Annotated in this window: 15 protein-coding genes; 6 read left to right on the top strand and 9 right to left on the bottom strand. The window is 71.1% G+C overall.

Annotation, left to right across the window (positions count from 1 at the left end):
* Positions 1 to 13: 13 nt before the first annotated feature.
* The 5 genes from FHP08_RS16685 to FHP08_RS16665 all read right to left on the bottom strand — a co-directional run bounded on the left by FHP08_RS16685 (position 14) and on the right by FHP08_RS16665 (position 5,090).
* Complete coding sequence (locus tag FHP08_RS16685) at positions 14 to 1,528, bottom strand: DEAD/DEAH box helicase (protein WP_147705642.1); 1,515 nt, start codon at positions 1,526 to 1,528, stop codon at positions 14 to 16.
* A 264-nt stretch (positions 1,529 to 1,792) separates the two neighbouring features.
* Positions 1,793 to 2,590: a tRNA (guanosine(37)-N1)-methyltransferase TrmD gene (gene trmD, locus FHP08_RS16680; protein ID WP_147705641.1), complete on the bottom strand. Its 798-nt coding sequence runs from the start codon at positions 2,588 to 2,590 to the stop codon at positions 1,793 to 1,795.
* Between the two features lie 71 nt (positions 2,591 to 2,661).
* The gene (gene rimM, locus FHP08_RS16675) at positions 2,662 to 3,351 is read right to left on the bottom strand and encodes a ribosome maturation factor RimM (protein ID WP_147705640.1); all 690 of its coding nucleotides are present in this window, start codon (positions 3,349 to 3,351) and stop codon (positions 2,662 to 2,664) included.
* A 104-nt stretch (positions 3,352 to 3,455) separates the two neighbouring features.
* On the bottom strand, positions 3,456 to 3,728 hold the full coding sequence (gene rpsP / locus FHP08_RS16670) for a 30S ribosomal protein S16 (RefSeq protein ID WP_147705639.1): 273 nt from the start codon (positions 3,726 to 3,728) through the stop codon (positions 3,456 to 3,458).
* A 105-nt stretch (positions 3,729 to 3,833) separates the two neighbouring features.
* Positions 3,834 to 5,090 (bottom strand): PA0069 family radical SAM protein, encoded by a 1,257-nt coding sequence (locus tag FHP08_RS16665; protein WP_147705638.1) that lies wholly within the window; start codon positions 5,088 to 5,090, stop codon positions 3,834 to 3,836.
* Positions 5,091 to 5,301: 211 nt separating this feature from the next.
* Between FHP08_RS16665 and FHP08_RS16660 the strand changes: the two genes are divergently transcribed.
* Positions 5,302 to 6,177 (top strand): hypothetical protein, encoded by an 876-nt coding sequence (locus FHP08_RS16660; RefSeq protein ID WP_147705637.1) that lies wholly within the window; start codon positions 5,302 to 5,304, stop codon positions 6,175 to 6,177.
* Between the two features lie 65 nt (positions 6,178 to 6,242).
* Here the strand turns inward: FHP08_RS16660 and FHP08_RS16655 are convergent, their stop codons facing one another.
* The 3 genes from FHP08_RS16655 to FHP08_RS16645 all read right to left on the bottom strand — a co-directional run bounded on the left by FHP08_RS16655 (position 6,243) and on the right by FHP08_RS16645 (position 9,853).
* Positions 6,243 to 8,045, bottom strand: a complete 1,803-nt coding sequence (locus tag FHP08_RS16655) for an acyl-CoA dehydrogenase (RefSeq protein WP_147705636.1) — start codon at positions 8,043 to 8,045, stop codon at positions 6,243 to 6,245.
* Positions 8,046 to 8,156: 111 nt separating this feature from the next.
* A complete protein-coding gene (locus FHP08_RS16650) occupies positions 8,157 to 9,089 on the bottom strand; it encodes an electron transfer flavoprotein subunit alpha/FixB family protein (RefSeq protein WP_147705635.1) in 933 nt (310 codons plus the stop codon).
* A gap of 14 nt (positions 9,090 to 9,103) precedes the next feature.
* Positions 9,104 to 9,853, bottom strand: a complete 750-nt coding sequence (locus tag FHP08_RS16645; protein ID WP_147705634.1) for an electron transfer flavoprotein subunit beta/FixA family protein — start codon at positions 9,851 to 9,853, stop codon at positions 9,104 to 9,106.
* A 150-nt stretch (positions 9,854 to 10,003) separates the two neighbouring features.
* On the opposite strand from FHP08_RS16645, the gene FHP08_RS16640 reads away from it, so the two are divergent.
* Positions 10,004 to 10,429: a MarR family winged helix-turn-helix transcriptional regulator gene (locus FHP08_RS16640; protein WP_187272339.1), complete on the top strand. Its 426-nt coding sequence runs from the start codon at positions 10,004 to 10,006 to the stop codon at positions 10,427 to 10,429.
* 8 nt (positions 10,430 to 10,437) lie between these two features.
* Here the strand turns inward: FHP08_RS16640 and FHP08_RS16635 are convergent, their stop codons facing one another.
* On the bottom strand, positions 10,438 to 11,241 hold the full coding sequence (locus tag FHP08_RS16635; protein ID WP_147705632.1) for an enoyl-CoA hydratase: 804 nt from the start codon (positions 11,239 to 11,241) through the stop codon (positions 10,438 to 10,440).
* A 177-nt stretch (positions 11,242 to 11,418) separates the two neighbouring features.
* Between FHP08_RS16635 and FHP08_RS16630 the strand changes: the two genes are divergently transcribed.
* From FHP08_RS16630 to mltB, 4 genes are read left to right on the top strand one after another with little or no spacing between them, the layout of a single operon-like run.
* Positions 11,419 to 12,342 (top strand): AAA family ATPase, encoded by a 924-nt coding sequence (locus tag FHP08_RS16630; protein ID WP_147705631.1) that lies wholly within the window; start codon positions 11,419 to 11,421, stop codon positions 12,340 to 12,342.
* A complete protein-coding gene (locus tag FHP08_RS16625; RefSeq protein WP_147705630.1) occupies positions 12,339 to 13,352 on the top strand; it encodes a DUF58 domain-containing protein in 1,014 nt (337 codons plus the stop codon). Before FHP08_RS16630 ends, FHP08_RS16625 begins: the two co-directional genes overlap by 4 nt.
* Complete coding sequence (locus FHP08_RS16620) at positions 13,349 to 15,421, top strand: transglutaminase TgpA family protein (protein ID WP_147705629.1); 2,073 nt, start codon at positions 13,349 to 13,351, stop codon at positions 15,419 to 15,421. Before FHP08_RS16625 ends, FHP08_RS16620 begins: the two co-directional genes overlap by 4 nt.
* Positions 15,397 to 16,419: a lytic murein transglycosylase B gene (mltB, locus tag FHP08_RS16615; protein ID WP_147705628.1), complete on the top strand. Its 1,023-nt coding sequence runs from the start codon at positions 15,397 to 15,399 to the stop codon at positions 16,417 to 16,419. Before FHP08_RS16620 ends, mltB begins: the two co-directional genes overlap by 25 nt.
* Positions 16,420 to 16,597: the final 178 nt, after the last annotated feature.

The following is a 16,597-nucleotide window of genomic DNA, read 5'->3' as shown; positions in this document are numbered from 1 at the left end:
TCCGGGTCGGCCGTCAGGCTTCCTGGCGACGACGGGCGAAACCGGTCCCGGGCGCGCCGCTGCGCGGGTGACTCGCTGCGGCACCACGAGCGCCGTCTCGGCCACCGGCCCGGTTGTCGCGCCGCTCGCCCGCGGGGCGCGCCTGCCATTCCCCGGCAGGGCGAGGCTTCCACTCGCCTGCGGGACGCGGCTTCCACTCGCCGGCAGGCTTGGCCTTCCAGTCGCCGGCGGGCTTGTCGCTCCACGCGCCGCGCGGCTTGTCGCTCCATCCGGCGCCCTGCTTGCCACCCCAGGCGCCGGCCGGCTTGCCGGTCCAGCCGTTGCCGCGCTTGGCGCCCCAGGCGCCGGCCGGCTTGCTGCCGGGTTTTCCTGCCGGTCGCGACGCGCGGGCCCGAGGCTCGAGCCCCGGAATCACGTCGATGCGGATCGGCTGGCCGGTGTAGCGCTCGATCAGGCGGGCGCGGTAGTGCTCGTCGTGGCGAAGCAGGGTCACCGCCATGCCGCTGCGGCCGGCGCGGCCGGTGCGGCCGATCCGGTGCACATAGTCCTCGGCCTGGCGGGGCACGTCGAAGTTGATCACGTGGGTGATGCCGGCCACATCGATGCCACGGGCGGCCACGTCGGTGGCCACCAGCACGCGGGTGCGGCCCGCCCGCATGCCGTCGAGCGTGCGGTTGCGTTGCCCCTGGTGCATGTCGCCATGCAGTGCGGCCACGCTGAAGCCGCTCGCCGAGAGTTGCTCGCGCAGGTCCTCGGTGGACTGTCGGGTGGCGGCGAAGACCACGCACTGCTGCATGTCGTCGCGGCGCAGCAGCGCGTCGAGCAGGCGCGACTTGTGCGACAGGTCGTCGGCATACATCAGCACCTGCTCGATGTCGGCCTTCTGCGCGACGGTCGAGGCCACGTCGATGCGCCGCGGCGAACGAGTCAGGCGGCGCGCCAGGTCGCCGACCACGCCGTCGAGCGTGGCCGAGAAGAGCAGCGTCTGGCGCTCGGCGGGCGTGGACCCGACGATGCGCTCGATGTCGGCCAGGAAGCCCATGTCGAGCATCCGGTCTGCCTCGTCGAGGATCAGCACCTCGAGGCGCGAGAAATCGATCCGGCCGGCCTCGAGGTGGTCGATCAGACGGCCCGGCGTGGCGACCACCAGGTCGAGCGGGCGCGACAGCTTGCGCATCTGCGGAGCATAGGGCGCGCCACCGACCAGCGTGGCGCTGGTGAACCGGCGCACGCCGGCCGCGTACTGCGTGGCGGCTTCGTTGACCTGGAGCGCGAGTTCACGCGTGGGCGCCAGCACCAGGATGCGCGGCCCCTTGCCGGCCTTCGAAGCGGGCTCGAGCAGTCGCTGCAGCGAGGGCAGCATGAAGGCCGCGGTCTTGCCACTGCCGGTCTGTGAAGACACCAGCAGGTCGGCGCCTTCCAGCACGGCGGGAATCGCGTCGCTCTGGACCTGCGTGGGCTGGGTGAAGCCGGCTTCGGACAAAGCGGCGAGCAAAGGGGCGGCAAGCCCCAGATCGGAGAAAGTCATTCGAACCTCTGGATCAACGGAATGACGGACGGCGTTCGGAACGAACGCCGCGCGGCGTCGAGCATCGGCGCCAGACAGATTCCGGATGACCCGGGCAAGGACTGCCGGGGTGCGAACAGAGGTCGGGGGACGATGAGCGTAAACGTGCGGATGCTGCGCCGCACAAGCGGAACTATACAGGCAAACCGCCGAAAGGGCGAGAAAAGAAACGAGGCGCGAGAGAAAGTGTCACCCGCCGGCGCGCAACACACCTTCCGCCCCCCTTTAACCCTCTCCTTCCTCGCGCCCGTCCCCCGATGCCCGGAAGCCCGCGAGAAACGCTTCGTCCGTCGGACCGAGCAGGCCGTTCCGGCGCGCCTTCTCGATCAGGTCGGGACGACGGCGGAATGTCGTCTCGAGCGAGCGCTCGCGGCGCCAGCGCGCGATCCGGGCGTGATGGCCGGAAAGCAGGACCTCGGGCACCGGGAGGCCCTCGAAGACCTCGGGCCGCGTGTAGTGCGGGCAGTCCAGCAAACCGTCGGCGAAGGAGTCGTGGGCGGCCGAGGCCTCGTCGTTCATCGCGCCCGGCAGCAGCCGCACGACCGCGTCGATCAGCATCATGGCGGGCAATTCGCCGCCCGACACGACGAAATCGCCGATCGAGATCTCCTCGTCGACGTGACGATCGATCAGCCGCTGGTCGATCGCTTCGTAACGACCGGCCACCAGCACCATGCCGGCGAGCGCGGCAAGGCTGCGCACCGTCGCGTCGTCGAGCGGCGCGCCCTGGGGCGAGAGCGCGATGACCGGTCGCGCGCGGGCGGGCGCCGTCGAGTCGGTCCGGCCCTCGCCTGCGGCCCGCGCCGCGTCGATCGCATCGGCCAGCGGCTGGCCGAGCATGACCATGCCCGGGCCGCCGCCATAGGGGCGATCGTCGACGCGCCGGTAGGCGTCGGTGGTGAAGTCGCGCGGATTGTGCGCGCCGAACTGCCAGAGCCCGCGTTGCAGCGCGCGGCCGGTGATGCCGAAGCGGGTCAGCGCGTCGAACATCTCGGGAAAGATCGTCACGACGTCGATGCGCATGCATGAGGCTCCGGGACGCCACCGCGGCTCCGCGGTGGCGGGAGGCGGCCGGTCCGAAGGACGCCGCCGGGTCAGAACGCGGGGTCCCAGTCGGCGACGATGCGACGGCCGACGACGTCGACATCCGGCACGTGGGCGTCGACGAAGGGAATCAGCCGCGCGCCACCGTCTTCTGCGCGCAGCCGCAGCAGGGGGTGCGCGCCGTGGTCGTCGACCGCCTCGACCACGCCGAGCGGCACGCCGTCGGGCGTGACCACCACGCAGCCGACCAGGTCGACCCAGTAGTACTCGCCGCTCTCGGGCGGCGGGAAATCCGCCCGGCTGACCGCGATTTCGCAGCCGCGCAGCGCGTCGGCAGATTCCTTGACGTCGATGCCGGACACGGTCGCGACCAGACCCGCCCCATGAACGCGGCAACGTGAAACCTCGACGACAACCGGGAAGCGAGAAGGCGAGGCCTGCCGACCGGCAGCGCCAGGCGCGACAGGACCGTCCGTCCCCGACGGGCCCTTCTGCCGCGATGCAGGCCCCGTCAGGTACCAGCGACGCGCCTTCAGCAGCACGGAATCGCGAGGATCGTTGAAGGGCTCGATTCGCATCGCGCCGCGCACGCCGTAGGCGCCTTCGACCCGGCCGACCACCACCGCGTCAGCCGGCAGTGCGGCAACCGTGACGACGGCAGCCGGCGAGGCGCCCCCGCCGTTCCCGGCCGGGGCGACCTTGCCGGCCCTGGCCGGAGCCGCCGAACTGCCAGCCGTCATCTCAGCGCCTGGCTGGTGCGACAGCCGGGCCGCTGTCGCCGCCCGCGCGCCCCGGCTGCGTCAGCGGCCGGTACGCGCGACGCCGCAGCAGCGGCCGGCACCTGTCAGGCCGCGGCAGCGGCCGGCGCGCCCTGCGCCTTGGCGTACTGGCGAACCAGACGCTCGACGGTGGGCGACAGCTGCGCGCCCTTCTGTTGCCAGTAACCGATGCGGTCCATGGACAGCACGAGACCGTTCTCGGTCGCGGCGGCAACGGGGTTGTAGAAGCCGATCCGCTCGATGAAGCGGCCGTCGCGGCGGCTCTGCTTGTCGGTGGCGACGATGTGATAAAAGGGGCGCTTCTTGGCGCCGCCGCGCGTGAGGCGGATGACGACCATATCGGTATCCTTTGTCCGTGGGCGGAAAACCCTAAATTATAGCTGGCCAACGCCGTTGCAGCAATCGATGGATTGCGCGCACCGACTGGGAACAGCAAGCGCCGGTCAGAACAGACTCTGCTGAAGGGCAGCCGCGGCGGCCTTCTCGAGGGCGACCCTGCTGCTCGCGGGAACCATCGCGCCGGGCGCCCGTTGCGGTCGTGCCGGCGGCTCGAACAGATCCGTGCGCAGCGACCGGCGCTCGCGATCGAGCCCCAGCTTGCGGGCGGCGAGCTCGAAGCGCAGACGGACCAGTTCGGCCCAGCCGCCCTGCCCGGTCATCCGGTGGAAGAAGCGGGGATCGTTCAGGGGGCGCGCGCCGCCCGCGCCGCCGGCGCTCCTGCCGCCGAGGCCTCTGCCCCCCGCCCGCCCGTCCCCGGCGCGCATGTCGCCGAGCCGGTTCATGATCCGGGCCGCGCGGTCCGGATAGACGGACTGCAGCCAGTCGACGAACACTTCGCGCAGCTCCCACGGCAGGCGCAGGATCGTGTAGAAGGCCGAGCTCGCACCGGCCTGAGCGGCCTGTTCGAGCACCCGCTCGAGCTCGGGCTCGTTCAGGAAGGGCACGACCGGCGCCACCGCCACACCCACCGGGATGCCTGCATCGGCCAGCCGGCGGATCGTGCGAAGGCGCCGCCACGGCGCGGCGGCCCGGGGCTCCCAGGCCCGGGCCAGTGCCGGATCGAGCGTGGACACGGAAACGTAGACGGCAGCCAGGCCGCGACGGGCCATTGGAGCGAGCAGGTCGATGTCCCGCTCGACCAGCGAGGACTTGGTGACGATGGTCAGCGGATGCGAGCATTCGGACAACACCTCCAGCACGGCCCGGGTGAGCCGACGCTCCCGCTCGATCGGCTGATAGGCATCGGTGGCCGAGCCGATGTTGACCGGCGCGCAACGGTAGGCCGGCGCCGCCAGCTCGGCACGCAAACGCTCGGCCGCGTTGACCTTGGCCCGCAGCCGGGTCTCGAAGTCCAGCCCCGGCGACAGGCCCAGCCAGGCGTGGGTGGGCCGGGCGAAGCAGTACGTGCAACCATGCTCGCAACCCCGATAGGGATTGAGCGAGCGATCGAACGGCAGGTCGGGTGAATCGTTGAAGGCGAGGATGCTCCTGGCGCGTTCCTCGGTGACCTCGGTGCGAAGCGCCGGGGGCTCGCCGTCCTCGCGGTACCAGCCATCGTCGGCCGACTCGCGGGCGAGCGTCTCGAAGCGACCCGCCGGGCTCGACACCGCCCCGCGACCGCCTGACGGCCGCTTGCTGGCGCGCGCCGCGCTGGCGGCGACGGCCTCTGCCAGTGCGCGCCGGGCTCGATTACTGTTCATTTGCACAGTATCGCTCCCGAAAGCCCTTCCCCGCAAGCACATCGCGCTATGCTCGACGGCACGAGGAGGCCGAACGATGATCGTCAGCTGTCCGTCCTGCGGGGGCGGAAACCCACCCTGGGCAAGGCGATGCGCCAAGTGCGGCGCGTCGCTCGACGAGCAGCCGGCGCCAGCGCCCGACGCGCCGCGCCCCGCTGCACGAGCGCCCACGGTGCCCTTGCAGGCTCCGGCGGAGGCAAAGCCCGTCGAACCACCCCCTGCAGAAGCGGCCGCATCGGCCCCTCGAGCCGACGCTGCCCCTGCCTGGCAGCCCTTCGAGCGCACGCGCCCGGCGCCAGCGAACCTTGCAGACCTGCTCGCGCGCGCGCCTGCGGGGGCGGATCCGCTGACGGGGCTGGCGCCACCGCCAGGCACCGAGCCGCGCCTGCCGGATTGGGACGCGGTTCCGAGCGGCCGGGCGACCGAAGCCCGAACCGAGTCGAGCGCGCGCACCGAGCCGAGCGAGCACACCGAACGGGAGCTCCCCGAACCCAGCCTCCCCGAACCCAGGCTCGCCGAAGGCAGGCTTCCCGAACCGAAGCTCGCCGAACCGAAGCTCCCCGAGCCGGAAGTCCCCGAACCGAAGCTCGGGACGATCGATTCGAAGCCCGGTCCGGCTCAGCCCGGGCCGCGCTTCGTCGAGCCGAAGCTCGGCCCCGCCGGCGTCCCTCCGGAAGCGGCCGAACCGCAGCTGCGCGCGAACGGTGCGGATCCTGCGCCGGCGAACCGAGGAACCGGCCCGACGGAGCCCCACCTGGGCGATATCCGGGCGTCCGCGCGGCCGATCGGCAACGAACCCCGGCTGGGCGATCCCGAAGCGCCGGTCGTCCGGCGCGCCAGGCCCGCACCGGCGATCGAGCTGCCGGCAAGGCGCAGCCCGGCCTGGCTCGCGCCCTTGCTGGTCCTGCTGGTGCTCGCCGCCGGCGTGGGCGCCTTCCTGGCGGTGTGGATGTCGGCGCCCGAAGGCGGCGGCGGCGGCATCGACTTCGGCGAGCTGGCTGCGCGGGCCCGCGATCGCCTGGTCGAATGGGGGCTGATCGCGCGCTGACCCCCGGCGTGCAGCCCCGCTCGAAACGGCCCGGTTGCGGCGCCCCCGGGCGCCGCTCGCGCCGATCAGAAGCGCTCGCTCTCCAGCGCCAGCACACCCGTCGCGCCATCGACCACCGAGCTCGCCAGGCCGGGCGCCTGACTCAGGATGTGGTCGGCGTGGAAACGGGCGGTCGCGATCTTGGCAGCCATGAAGCCGGCGTCATCGCCCGACTCCAGGCGCGACGCGGCAGCCTGGGCCGCCCGGCCCATCTGCCAGCCCGACAGAACGATGCCGGCCAGCTTCAGGTAAGGCACGCTGCCGGCGAACACGGCGCGCACATCGGACTTCGAGTTGGCGACCACGAACTCGATCACCGACGCGAGCGCGTCGCAGCCAGCCGACAGGCGCCGCCCGATCGCCTGAAGGTCGGCGTTCGCGCTGGCGGACAGCGACGCCGCGCTTTCGCGCGCCTGTTCGAGCAGTCCCTTCGCCACCGCGCCGCCGTCGCGCGCGGTCTTGCGCCCCACCAGGTCGTTGGCCTGGATCGCGGTGGTGCCTTCGTAGATGGTCAGGATTCGCGCGTCGCGGTAGTACTGCGCCGCGCCGGTCTCCTCGATGAAGCCCATGCCGCCGTGGACCTGCACGCCGAGCGAGGTGACCTCGAGCGACATCTCGGTGGACCAGCCCTTGACGATCGGCACCAGGTACTCGTAGGCGGCCATGCTCCGCTTGCGCTCGGTCGCATCGCCCGAATGGTGCCCCGCGTCGGACAGCGCCGCAGCCAGGTAGGCCAGCGCCCGCGCCGCCTCGGTGTGCGCGCGCATCGTCATCAGCATCCGGCGCACGTCGGGGTGCTCGACGATGGCCACCGGCCCGCTGGAACCGACCACGTCGCGACTCTGCAGCCGCTCCTTGGCGTAGGCGGCGGCCTTCTGGTACGCGCGCTCGGCGATTGCCACGCCCTGCATGCCGACCGCGAAGCGCGCCGAGTTCATCATGATGAACATGTACTCGAGGCCGCGATTCTCCTCGCCGACCAGGTAGCCGACCGCGCCCTCGCCCACTTCGCCCTTGCCGTCACCGTAGATCAGCACCGAGGTCGGGCTGGCCTTGATGCCCAGCTTGTGCTCGATCGACGAGCACCAGACGTCGTTGCGCTCGAGCGGCTCGCCGGCCTCGTCCACCAGGAACTTGGGCACGATGAACAGCGAGATGCCCTTCACGCCCTCGGGCGCGTCGGGCGTGCGAGCCAGCACCAGGTGGACGATGTTGTCCGCCATGTCGTGCTCGCCGAAGGTGATGAAGATCTTCTGGCCGAAGACCCGGTAGCTGCCGTCGGCCTGCGGCACCGCCTTGGCGCGCACCAGCGAGAGGTCCGAGCCGGCCTGCGGCTCGGTCAGGTTCATCGTGCCGGTCCACCTGCCCGAGATCAGGTTGGGCACGTAGCGCTTCTTCTGCTCGCCGGAGCCTGCGGTGAGCAGCGCCTCGATCGCGCCGTCGGTCAGCAGCGGGCACAGCGCGAAGGACAGGTTGGCCGCGTTGAGGATCTCGATGCAGGGCGTGGCGATCGCCTTGGGCAAGCCCTGGCCGCCGAACTCCACCGGATGCTGGACGCCCTGCCAGCCGCCCTCGGCAAACTGCTTGAAGGCCTCGCGAAAACCGGGCGTGGTCTTCACCACGCCGTTGCTCAGCGTGGAGGGCTGCGTGTCGCCGGTCCAGTTGAGCGGCGCGACCACGCCTTCGTTGAACTTTGCGCACTCCTCGAGCACCGCCTGGGCGGTGTCGAGCCCGGCATCCTCGAAGCCGGGCAGCTTCGCGACGGATTGCAGGTCGGCGACATGCTCGAGCGCGAAGAGCATGTCCTTGAGCGGGGCCTTGAACGACATCGTGTCACTCCATCCGGATATGAAAACGGCCGATCCGTCGCCGGTCGGCCGCTCGATCCTGCCTGCTGCCTGGCCGGGTGGCGCCGCGTGACGCGCGCCCGGCAATGGGCCTCAGCCCAGTTTCTCGGTCAGCTCGGGAACGGCCTGGAACAGGTCGGCGACCAGCCCGTAGTCGGCCACGCCGAAGATCGGCGCTTCCTCGTCCTTGTTGATCGCGACGATCACCTTGCTGTCCTTCATGCCGGCCAGGTGCTGGATCGCGCCCGAGATGCCGATCGCCACATAGAGCTGCGGCGCGACGATCTTGCCGGTCTGGCCGACCTGCCAGTCGTTCGGCGCGTAGCCGGCGTCGACCGCCGCGCGCGAGGCGCCCATCGCGGCGCCCAGCTTGTCGGCCAGCGGTTCGAGCAGCTTGAAGTTCTCGGCCGAGCCCATGCCGCGGCCGCCCGACACCACGATCTTGGCGGCGGTCAGTTCCGGACGATCGCTCTTGGCGATCTCGCGGCCCACGAAGCTCGACTTGCCGGAATCGGCGACCGCGTCGATCCTCTCCACGGCGGCCGAACCGCCGGTGGCGGCAGCGGCGTCGAAGGCGGTGCCGCGCACCGTGATCACCTTGACCGCATCGGCCGACTGCACCGTGGCGATCGCGTTGCCCGCGTAGATCGGGCGGGTGAAGGTGTCGGGCGACTCGACGCTGGTGATCTCGGAGATCTGCGCCACGTCGAGCAGCGCCGCCACGCGCGGGAGGACGTTCTTGCCCGAGGCCGTTGCCGGCGCCAGGATGTGCGAATAGCCGCCGGCCACCGCAACGGCCTGCGCCGCGACGTTCTCGGCGAGCTGGTCGGCCAGATGCGGGGCATCGGCCACCAGCACCTTGGCCACGCCCGCCACCTGGGCGGCGGCCTGGGCCGCGCCGTCGCAGCCGGCGCCCGCGACCAGCACGGTGACGTCGCCGCCGCACCGGGCGGCCGCGGTGATGGTGTTCAGCGTCGCCGGCTTCAGCGTCGCGTTGTCGTGTTCGGCGATAACAAGAGCTGCCATGTCGTGCCCCTTCCTCAGATCACTTTCGCTTCGTTCTTCAGCTTGTCGACCAGCGCGGCGACGTCGGCCACCTTGATGCCCGCCTTGCGGCCGGCCGGCTCGGTCACCTTCAGCGTCTTCAGGCGCGGCGCCGGGTCCACGCCCAGGTCGGCCGGCTTCACGTTGTCGAGCTGCTTCTTCTTCGCCTTCATGATGTTGGGCAGCGTGACATAGCGCGGCTCGTTCAGGCGCAGGTCGGTGGTGACCACCGCGGGCAGCGAGATCTCAACCGTCTCCAGGCCACCGTCGACCTCGCGGGTCACCTTGGCCTTGCCGTCGGCGACCTCGACCTTCGAGGCGAAGGTGGCCTGCGGCATGCCGGCCAGCGCGGCCAGCATCTGGCCGGTCTGGTTGGCGTCGTCGTCGATGGCCTGCTTGCCCAGGATGAGCAGTTGCGGCTGCTCCTTGTCGACCAGCGCCTTGAGCAGCTTGGCCACCGCCAGCGGCTGCAGCTCGGCGTCGGTCTCGACCAGGATGCCGCGGTCGGCGCCGATGGCCATCGCGGTGCGCAGGGTCTCCTGGCAGGCGGCGGGCCCGCAGGAAACGGCCACGATCTCGGTGGCGACACCCTTCTCCTTCAAGCGAACGGCCTCTTCGACAGCGATCTCGTCGAACGGGTTCATCGACATCTTGACGTTGGCGATGTCCACACCGGTCTGGTCGCTCTTGACGCGAACCTTCACGTTGTAGTCCACCACTCGCTTGACGGGGACGAGAATCTTCATCGAGGCCTCACGGAGTCGGTTGGAAGGTAAAGGATCGATTTTACAGGGGGCTCGCCCGGCGAGGGGTTTACATCCTGTCAACCCTGGTTGACACGAGGATTATCGCGATGCAACATCAGCATGTCAACCTTGGTTGACACCCGAGATCGAGTGACCCAGCCCATCGTGTCCGCCAACCTGAAACAACTGCTGATCGCGCGCTCCGACTGGTTCGCGCGCGAGATCATGCGCGGCGTGAAGAGCGGCGAGCACGCCTACATCACACCGGCCCAGAGCCGGCTGCTGGCGCACATGGCGGGCAAGCCGGCCAGCATGGCCGAGCTGGCCCGGCGGCTGGCCATCTCGCGCCAGGCGGTGCACAAGACCGTGGCCGAGCTGGCCCGCCGCGGGATCCTGGAGGTCCGGGACGACCCCGAGCGGCGAAATGCCAAGATCGTGAGCTACACCGAGAAAGGCCGGCAGGTGAACCGCGCCGGCGCACGCATCATCGAGCAGATCGAGCAGCGCCTGGCCGAGCGGCTGGGCGCCGGCCGGCTCGAAGCGCTACGCGAACTGCTGGCCGAAGACTGGGACTGACACCCGGATCACTTCCAGTCCGGCGCGCGCTTCTCGATGAAGGCCTGCACGCCCTCGAGCGCCGACTCGTCCATCATGTTGCAGGCCATGGTCTGGCCGGCCAGCTGGTAGGCCGCGTCGATGCCCATTTCGAGCTGGCGGTAGAAGAGCCCCTTGCCTGCGGCGATCGCCGCAGCGGGCTTGGCGCAGATCGAAGCGGCGATCCTGCCGATCTCGGCATCGAGGTGATCGGGCGCGACCACCGCGTTGACCAGCCCCTTCTCCTTGGCAGCCCAGGCGTCGATGAACTCGCCGGTGACCAGCATCTCGAAGGCCTGCTTGCGGCCGAGGTTGCGCGACAGCGCGACCGAGGGCGTGGAGCAGAACAACCCCAGGTTCACGCCCGACACCGCGAAGCGCGCGCCCTCGGCCGCCACCGCCAGGTCGCACATCGCGACCAGCTGGCAACCGGCCGCCGTGGCAATTCCGTGCACCCGCGCGATCACCGGCTGCGGCATCCGCTGGAGGGTCATCATCATTCGCGAGCACTGCGCGAACAGCTTCTGGTAGTAGTCGAGCGAAGGGTCGGCGCGCATCTCGCGCAGGTCGTGGCCGGCGCAGAAGGCCTTGCCGGCCGCCGCCACGACCACCACTCGCACCGCGGGGTCGGCCGCCGCGCGATCGAGCTCGATCTGCATGGCCGCCATCAGCTCGGCCGACAGGGCATTGAACTGCGCGGGGCGGTTCAGCGTGAGCGTGAGCACGCCGCCGCTGCGCGAGGCCAGCACCGGCGCGTCGTTCCCGTGGGAAGCGGTTGAGGGCACTGCGGACATCCTCGTTCCTCCATCGGACTGGGTTGCGGAACCGGCACCGCGGCCACCGCTCGCGCCGGCAATACAGCCGATTATCGGCGCGCCGAGGCCGAAGGCCAAACGCTGCGAACTCCGGCACCAGGCGGGCAGCGACGGCGGTTTACACTCGGCCGACCTTCCCCACAGGAATCTCCCCGGATGCTCGAGCGGATACAGGCGGTCGCCGCCCAGGTCGGTTCGGTCGTCGTGGGCAAGCAGGCTCAGATCCGGCTCGCGCTGGCCTGCCTGCTGGCGCGCGGCCACCTGCTGATCGAAGACCTTCCCGGCGTCGGCAAGACCACGCTGGCCCACGCGCTGTCGATCTCGCTCGGCCTTCAGTACAAGCGCGTGCAGTTCACCAACGACCTGCTGCCTGCCGACGTGGTCGGCGTCACGGTGTTCGATCGCGACAAGTCGGCCTTCGTGTTCCACCCGGGCCCGGTGTTCTCGCAGGTGCTGCTGGCCGACGAGATCAACCGGGCCTCGCCGAAGACGCAGTCCTCGCTGCTCGAGGCCATGGAGGAGCGGCAGGTCTCGGTCGAGGGCCGCGCGCATCCGCTGCCCGATCCGTTCTTCGTGATCGCCACGCAGAACCCGCAGGACCAGATCGGCACCTTCCCGCTGCCCGAGTCGCAGCTCGACCGCTTCCTGATGTGCATCGAACTGGGCTATCCGGACCCGAAGTCCGAGCGGGCCATCCTCGAGGGCCAGGACCGGCGCGAGCTGCTCGAGACGCTGCAACCGGCGATGACCCCGCCGCAGCTGCTCGAGGCGCAGGCGCTGGTGCGCCAGATCCGCTGCGCCCCGCCGCTGATCGACTACATCCAGAACCTGCTCACGCACAGCCGCCGCAGCGCCGCCCTGGCCGAAGGCCTGAGCCCGCGCGCCGGCCTGGGCCTGATCCAGGCGGCCCGCGCCTGGGCGCTGCTCGACGGCCGCAACCACGTGCTGCCCGAAGACGTGCAGGCCGTGCTCACCGCGGTGGCCGGGCACCGGCTGCGGCCCGCGCGCGGCGTGGCGAGCACGCATCGCGCCCGCGCCGAGCTGGTGGCCGAGCTGATCAAGGCGGTGCCGGTGCCGTGACGGCCGCCCGCACCGCCGAGCCCGGCGCCCGGCGCGGCTGGCTCGAGTCGATCATCGCGAGCCGGCATCGCCCGGTGGCCGGCGACCATCGGCTCGGCCATCGCCATGTGTACGTGCTGCCGACCCGCCCCGGCCTGCTCTACGGCGCGGTGGTGGCCACGATGCTGATCGCCTCGATCAACTACCGGCTCTCGCTCGGTTACGCGCTGAGCTTCCTGGTGGCAGCCGTGGCCATCGTGGCGATGCTGCAGACCTGGCGCAACCTCGCCTCGCTGGTGCTGCGCCCGGGGCGCGCGGAGCCGGTGTTCGCCGGCGACTTCACCACGCTCACGGCGATCGTGCGCAACCCGGGGCGGATCGAGCGCTTCGCGCTGTCCTTCCTCGCGCCCGGCATGGCGCGGCCCGAGCACTTCGACGCGAGCAGTGGCGCCGAGCAGATCGTGTCGCTGGCCCTGCCGGCGCGCGAGCGCGGCTGGCATCCGGTGCCGCGGCTGCGGCTGGAAACCCGATTCCCGCTCGGCATCTGGCGGGCGTGGACCTGGTGGCAGCCGGCGTTGCGCGTGCTGGTCTACCCCAAGCCCGAACCCCCCGGCGCGAGCCTGCCGGCGCGGCTCGCCAGCAGCGGCGACGGCCAGGCGCGCGGCGGCGGCGAGCAGGACCTGGCAGCGCTGCGCCCGTGGCGGGCGGGCGACTCGCCGCGGCGGATCGCCTGGAAGGCGATGGCCCGCACCGCTTCCGAAGACCTGATCGTGCGCCAGTACGAGGGCGGCGAGCTCGGCGAGCTGTCGCTCGACTGGGATCTGCTCCCGCCCGGCTGGGACGACGAGCGCCGGCTGTCGCGCATGACCCGCTGGGTGCTCGAAGCCGATTCGCTCGGCGTGCGCTACGCGATGACACTTCCCGGCGTGGCCATCGTCGCGGACGCGGGACCGGCACATCGCGAGCGCTGCCTCGAATCGCTCGCCACCTGGGGCCTCGCGCCCGCCGCCTCGACCGGACGCTCGCGATGAACGGCGCAGACGGACTGAGGCTCTCGCTGCGCGCGCTCGGCGGCCGGCTCGGCGCGCAGTGGGAGCGCGAGCGCCGCGACACGCTGTTCCTGATGCTGCCGGTCTTCGTGGCGGTGTTGCCGCACTTCGGCTGGATGCCCTGGTGGGTCGGCGCGGGCTTCGTGCTGCTGTTCGCCTGGCGACTCGGCCTGCTGTTCTCCGGGCGCTGGCTGCCGCGCGCCTCGGTGCGCTGGGCCGGCGCGATCGCCGCCACGGCCGCGGTCTGGGCCCACTACCAGACACTGCTCGGGCGCGAGCCCGGCGTCGCCCTGCTGATCCTCTTCCTGGGCCTCAAGCTGATGGAGATGCGGGCCCGGCGCGACCTGTTCGTGGTGATCTTCCTGTCGCTCTTCCTGTTGCTGGCGGCCTTCCTCCACTCGCAGTCGATGGGCACCGCCGCCATCGTCGGCCTGGGACTCGCCGGGCTGATCGCGGCCATGCTGACCATGCAGTACCAGCGCCAGGAAGCGCCGATCCGCCAGCGGCTGAAGTGGGTCGGCATCCTGCTGCTGCAGGCGCTGCCGGTCGCGGCGGTGCTCTTCGTTCTCTTCCCGCGGCCGGCCGGCACGCTATGGGGCATGCAGTCGGACACCCGCCGTGCGAGCACCGGGCTGAGCGAAACCATGACGCCCGGCGCGATCTCGGATCTGGGCGAATCGACCGCGATCGCCTTTCGCGTGCGCTTCGAGGGCGACACCCCGCCGACCGCGCTGCTCTACTGGCGCGGCCCGGTCTTCGGCGACTTCGACGGCGCCACCTGGCGGGCGCTCCGGAATCCGGTGGCGCCGCCTCCGCCGCCGCAGGTGCGCTACGCGCGCGACGCCCGGATCGCCTACGAAATCACCCAGGAGCCGTCGTCCCGCCCGTGGATGTTCCCGCTCGAGATGCCGATCGACGTGGAGCCGCCGCCCGGCCTGCGGGTGACCCTGAACCCGGACCTTCAGCTGCTGGCGTCGGCGCCGCTCGATTCGCGCGCCCGCTATCGGGTGGAATCGTCGACCGCCTGGCAGGCCGGCCTGAACGAAAGCCGCGACTCGCTGCAGAACTGGCTCGAGCTGCCTGCCGGCTTCAACCCGCGCACGTCGGCGCTGGCCGCGCAGTGGCGCGCCGAGCTCCTGGCCGCGGACAGCACGGGCGGCCGGACGCCCGATCGGGGCCAGGGCGACCTGCGCCTGGTCGAGCGCGCGCTCGCCATGTTCCGCCAGCAGGGCTTCCGCTATACGCTGCAGCCGCCGCTGCTGGGCCGCCACAGCGTCGACGATTTCCTGTTCGAGACCCGGGCGGGCTTCTGCGAACATTTCGCCGGCGCCTTCGCGGTGCTGATGCGCGCGCTCGACATCCCGGCGCGGGTCGTGACCGGCTACCAGGGCGGCGAGCGCAATCCCGTCGACGGCTGGTGGCTGGTCAGGCAGGCCGATGCCCATGCCTGGGCGGAGGTCTGGCTCGAAGGCCAGGGCTGGACCCGGGTCGACCCGACGGCTGCGGTGGCACCCGAGCGCATCGAGCGCGGCCTGCGGCTGGAACCCGGTTTCGCCGGCATGCCAGGGCTCGACTTGGCCGGGCCGCTGCTGTCCACGCTGCGCTTTCGCCTCGATGCATTGACCAACGCGTGGAACCAGTGGCTGCTCTCCTACGACCGCGGCCGCCAGGTGCGCCTGCTCGAGCGGCTGGGCCTCGAGGCCGACGACTGGCGCGCGATCGCCGGTCTGCTCGCGCTGTCGCTGACCGCGATCGTGGGTGCGATCGCGGTGCTGACCCTGCATCCGCGCCGCGCGCGCGACCCGGTCGAGCGCGCCTGGGACGACTTCTGCCAGAAGCTGGCGGTGACCGGCCTGGCACGTCAGCCGCACGAGACCGCCACCGCCTACCTGGCGCGGGTGGAACGTCTGGTCGAGCCCGACCGGGTGGCCGACGCGCGTCGCATCGCCGCGCTGTACAACCGCTTGCGCTACGGCGGCGACCGTGCCGATCCCGGCACGCGCGGGGACGTGCGACACTTGCTGCAATGCGTAAGACAGTTCAGACCCTGAAATTCCTGCTGGCCGGAGCCGGCCTGGCGCTGGCCACCGGATGCGCGACCACGCCCGAGGCCGTCGCCCGCGATTACCCCGCCCGCCCGGACGTCCGCGCCTTCATCGACGGCCTGGCCGAGCGCCATGCCTTCGACCGGGCCGCGCTCGACGAGATCTTCGCCCGCGTGCGCCGCAGCGACGCGGCGATCCGCCTGATGACGCCGGCGCCGCCCGGCTTCAAGCGCTCCTGGAAGGTCTACCGCTCCCGCTTCATCGACGACACCCGGATTTCGACCGGCGTGCGATTCTGGCGCGAGCACGCGGACGCGGTCGCGCGCGCCTCGGAGCGCTACGGCGTGCCCGAGGAGATCATCGTCGCGATCATCGGCGTGGAGACCGTGTTCGGGCGCATCACCGGCGATCACCGCGTCATCGACGTGCTGACCACGCTGGCCTTCGACTATCCGCGCCGCGCCGACTACTTCCGCGGCGAGCTCGAGCAATACCTGCTGCTCACGCGCACCGAGGGCGTCGACCCCCTCGCCGTTCGCGGCTCCTACGCCGGCGCGATCGGCCTGCCCCAGTTCATGCCCGGAAGCATCCGGCGCTGGGCGGTCGACTTCGACGGTGACGGCCGCATCGACCTGCGCGAGAGTCCCGCCGACGCGATCGGCAGCGTGGCGAACTTCCTCGCCGAGCACGGCTGGGCGCCCGGCGAGCCGGCGCGCTACGCCGCGCGCATCGCCGACCCGAAACGTCTGTCGCCGCTGATCGAAGCGGGCATCACGCCGGCCTTCACCATCGACAGCCTGCGCGACTACGGCGTGAGCAGCCGCGATCCGGTCGCCTTCGACACCAAGCTCGCGCTGATCGACCTGCCGAATGGAGACGATGCGCCCGACTACTGGCTGGGCGCGCGCAACTTCTACGTGATCACCCGCTACAACCGCTCGAGCTTCTACGCGTCGGCGGTCATCGAACTGGCCGAGGCGCTGCGCGCCGAGATCGGGCGCTGAGCCGGACCGACTCGCTCGACCGTCGGGTCGCTCGCATCTTGCCCCGGCGACGCTAGGTGTGAAGCTTCAATAGGTTGTTGTGTCCATTCGGACTGGGTTTGAGAGACTGGAAGTCGCCAAACACCCAGATCCCAGGGACGCCAGCCGAATGAACACGCACAAGAATGCCCGACTCACT

This window comes from Zeimonas arvi (assembly GCF_008039575.1).
Taxonomy (GTDB): domain Bacteria; phylum Pseudomonadota; class Gammaproteobacteria; order Burkholderiales; family Burkholderiaceae_E; genus Zeimonas; species Zeimonas arvi.
Note: the sequence above shows the minus strand (reverse complement) of the source record. Positions and strands in the feature narration are given on the sequence as shown.

Excerpts from the sequence above, each read along its gene's own strand:
- FHP08_RS16685 (WP_147705642.1), bottom strand. The coding sequence starts at position 1,528 with ATGACTTTCTCCGATCTGGGGCTTGCCGCCCCTTTGCTCGCCGCTTTG.
- trmD (WP_147705641.1), bottom strand. The coding sequence starts at position 2,590 with ATGCGCATCGACGTCGTGACGATCTTTCCCGAGATGTTCGACGCGCTG.
- rimM (WP_147705640.1), bottom strand. The coding sequence starts at position 3,351 with ATGACGGCTGGCAGTTCGGCGGCTCCGGCCAGGGCCGGCAAGGTCGCC.
- rpsP (WP_147705639.1), bottom strand. The coding sequence starts at position 3,728 with ATGGTCGTCATCCGCCTCACGCGCGGCGGCGCCAAGAAGCGCCCCTTT.
- FHP08_RS16665 (WP_147705638.1), bottom strand. The coding sequence starts at position 5,090 with ATGAACAGTAATCGAGCCCGGCGCGCACTGGCAGAGGCCGTCGCCGCC.
- FHP08_RS16655 (WP_147705636.1), bottom strand. The coding sequence starts at position 8,045 with ATGTCGTTCAAGGCCCCGCTCAAGGACATGCTCTTCGCGCTCGAGCAT.
- FHP08_RS16650 (WP_147705635.1), bottom strand. The coding sequence starts at position 9,089 with ATGGCAGCTCTTGTTATCGCCGAACACGACAACGCGACGCTGAAGCCG.
- FHP08_RS16645 (WP_147705634.1), bottom strand. The coding sequence starts at position 9,853 with ATGAAGATTCTCGTCCCCGTCAAGCGAGTGGTGGACTACAACGTGAAG.
- FHP08_RS16635 (WP_147705632.1), bottom strand. The coding sequence starts at position 11,241 with ATGTCCGCAGTGCCCTCAACCGCTTCCCACGGGAACGACGCGCCGGTG.
- FHP08_RS16630 (WP_147705631.1), top strand. The coding sequence starts at position 11,419 with ATGCTCGAGCGGATACAGGCGGTCGCCGCCCAGGTCGGTTCGGTCGTC.
- FHP08_RS16620 (WP_147705629.1), top strand. The coding sequence starts at position 13,349 with ATGAACGGCGCAGACGGACTGAGGCTCTCGCTGCGCGCGCTCGGCGGC.
- mltB (WP_147705628.1), top strand. The coding sequence starts at position 15,397 with ATGCGTAAGACAGTTCAGACCCTGAAATTCCTGCTGGCCGGAGCCGGC.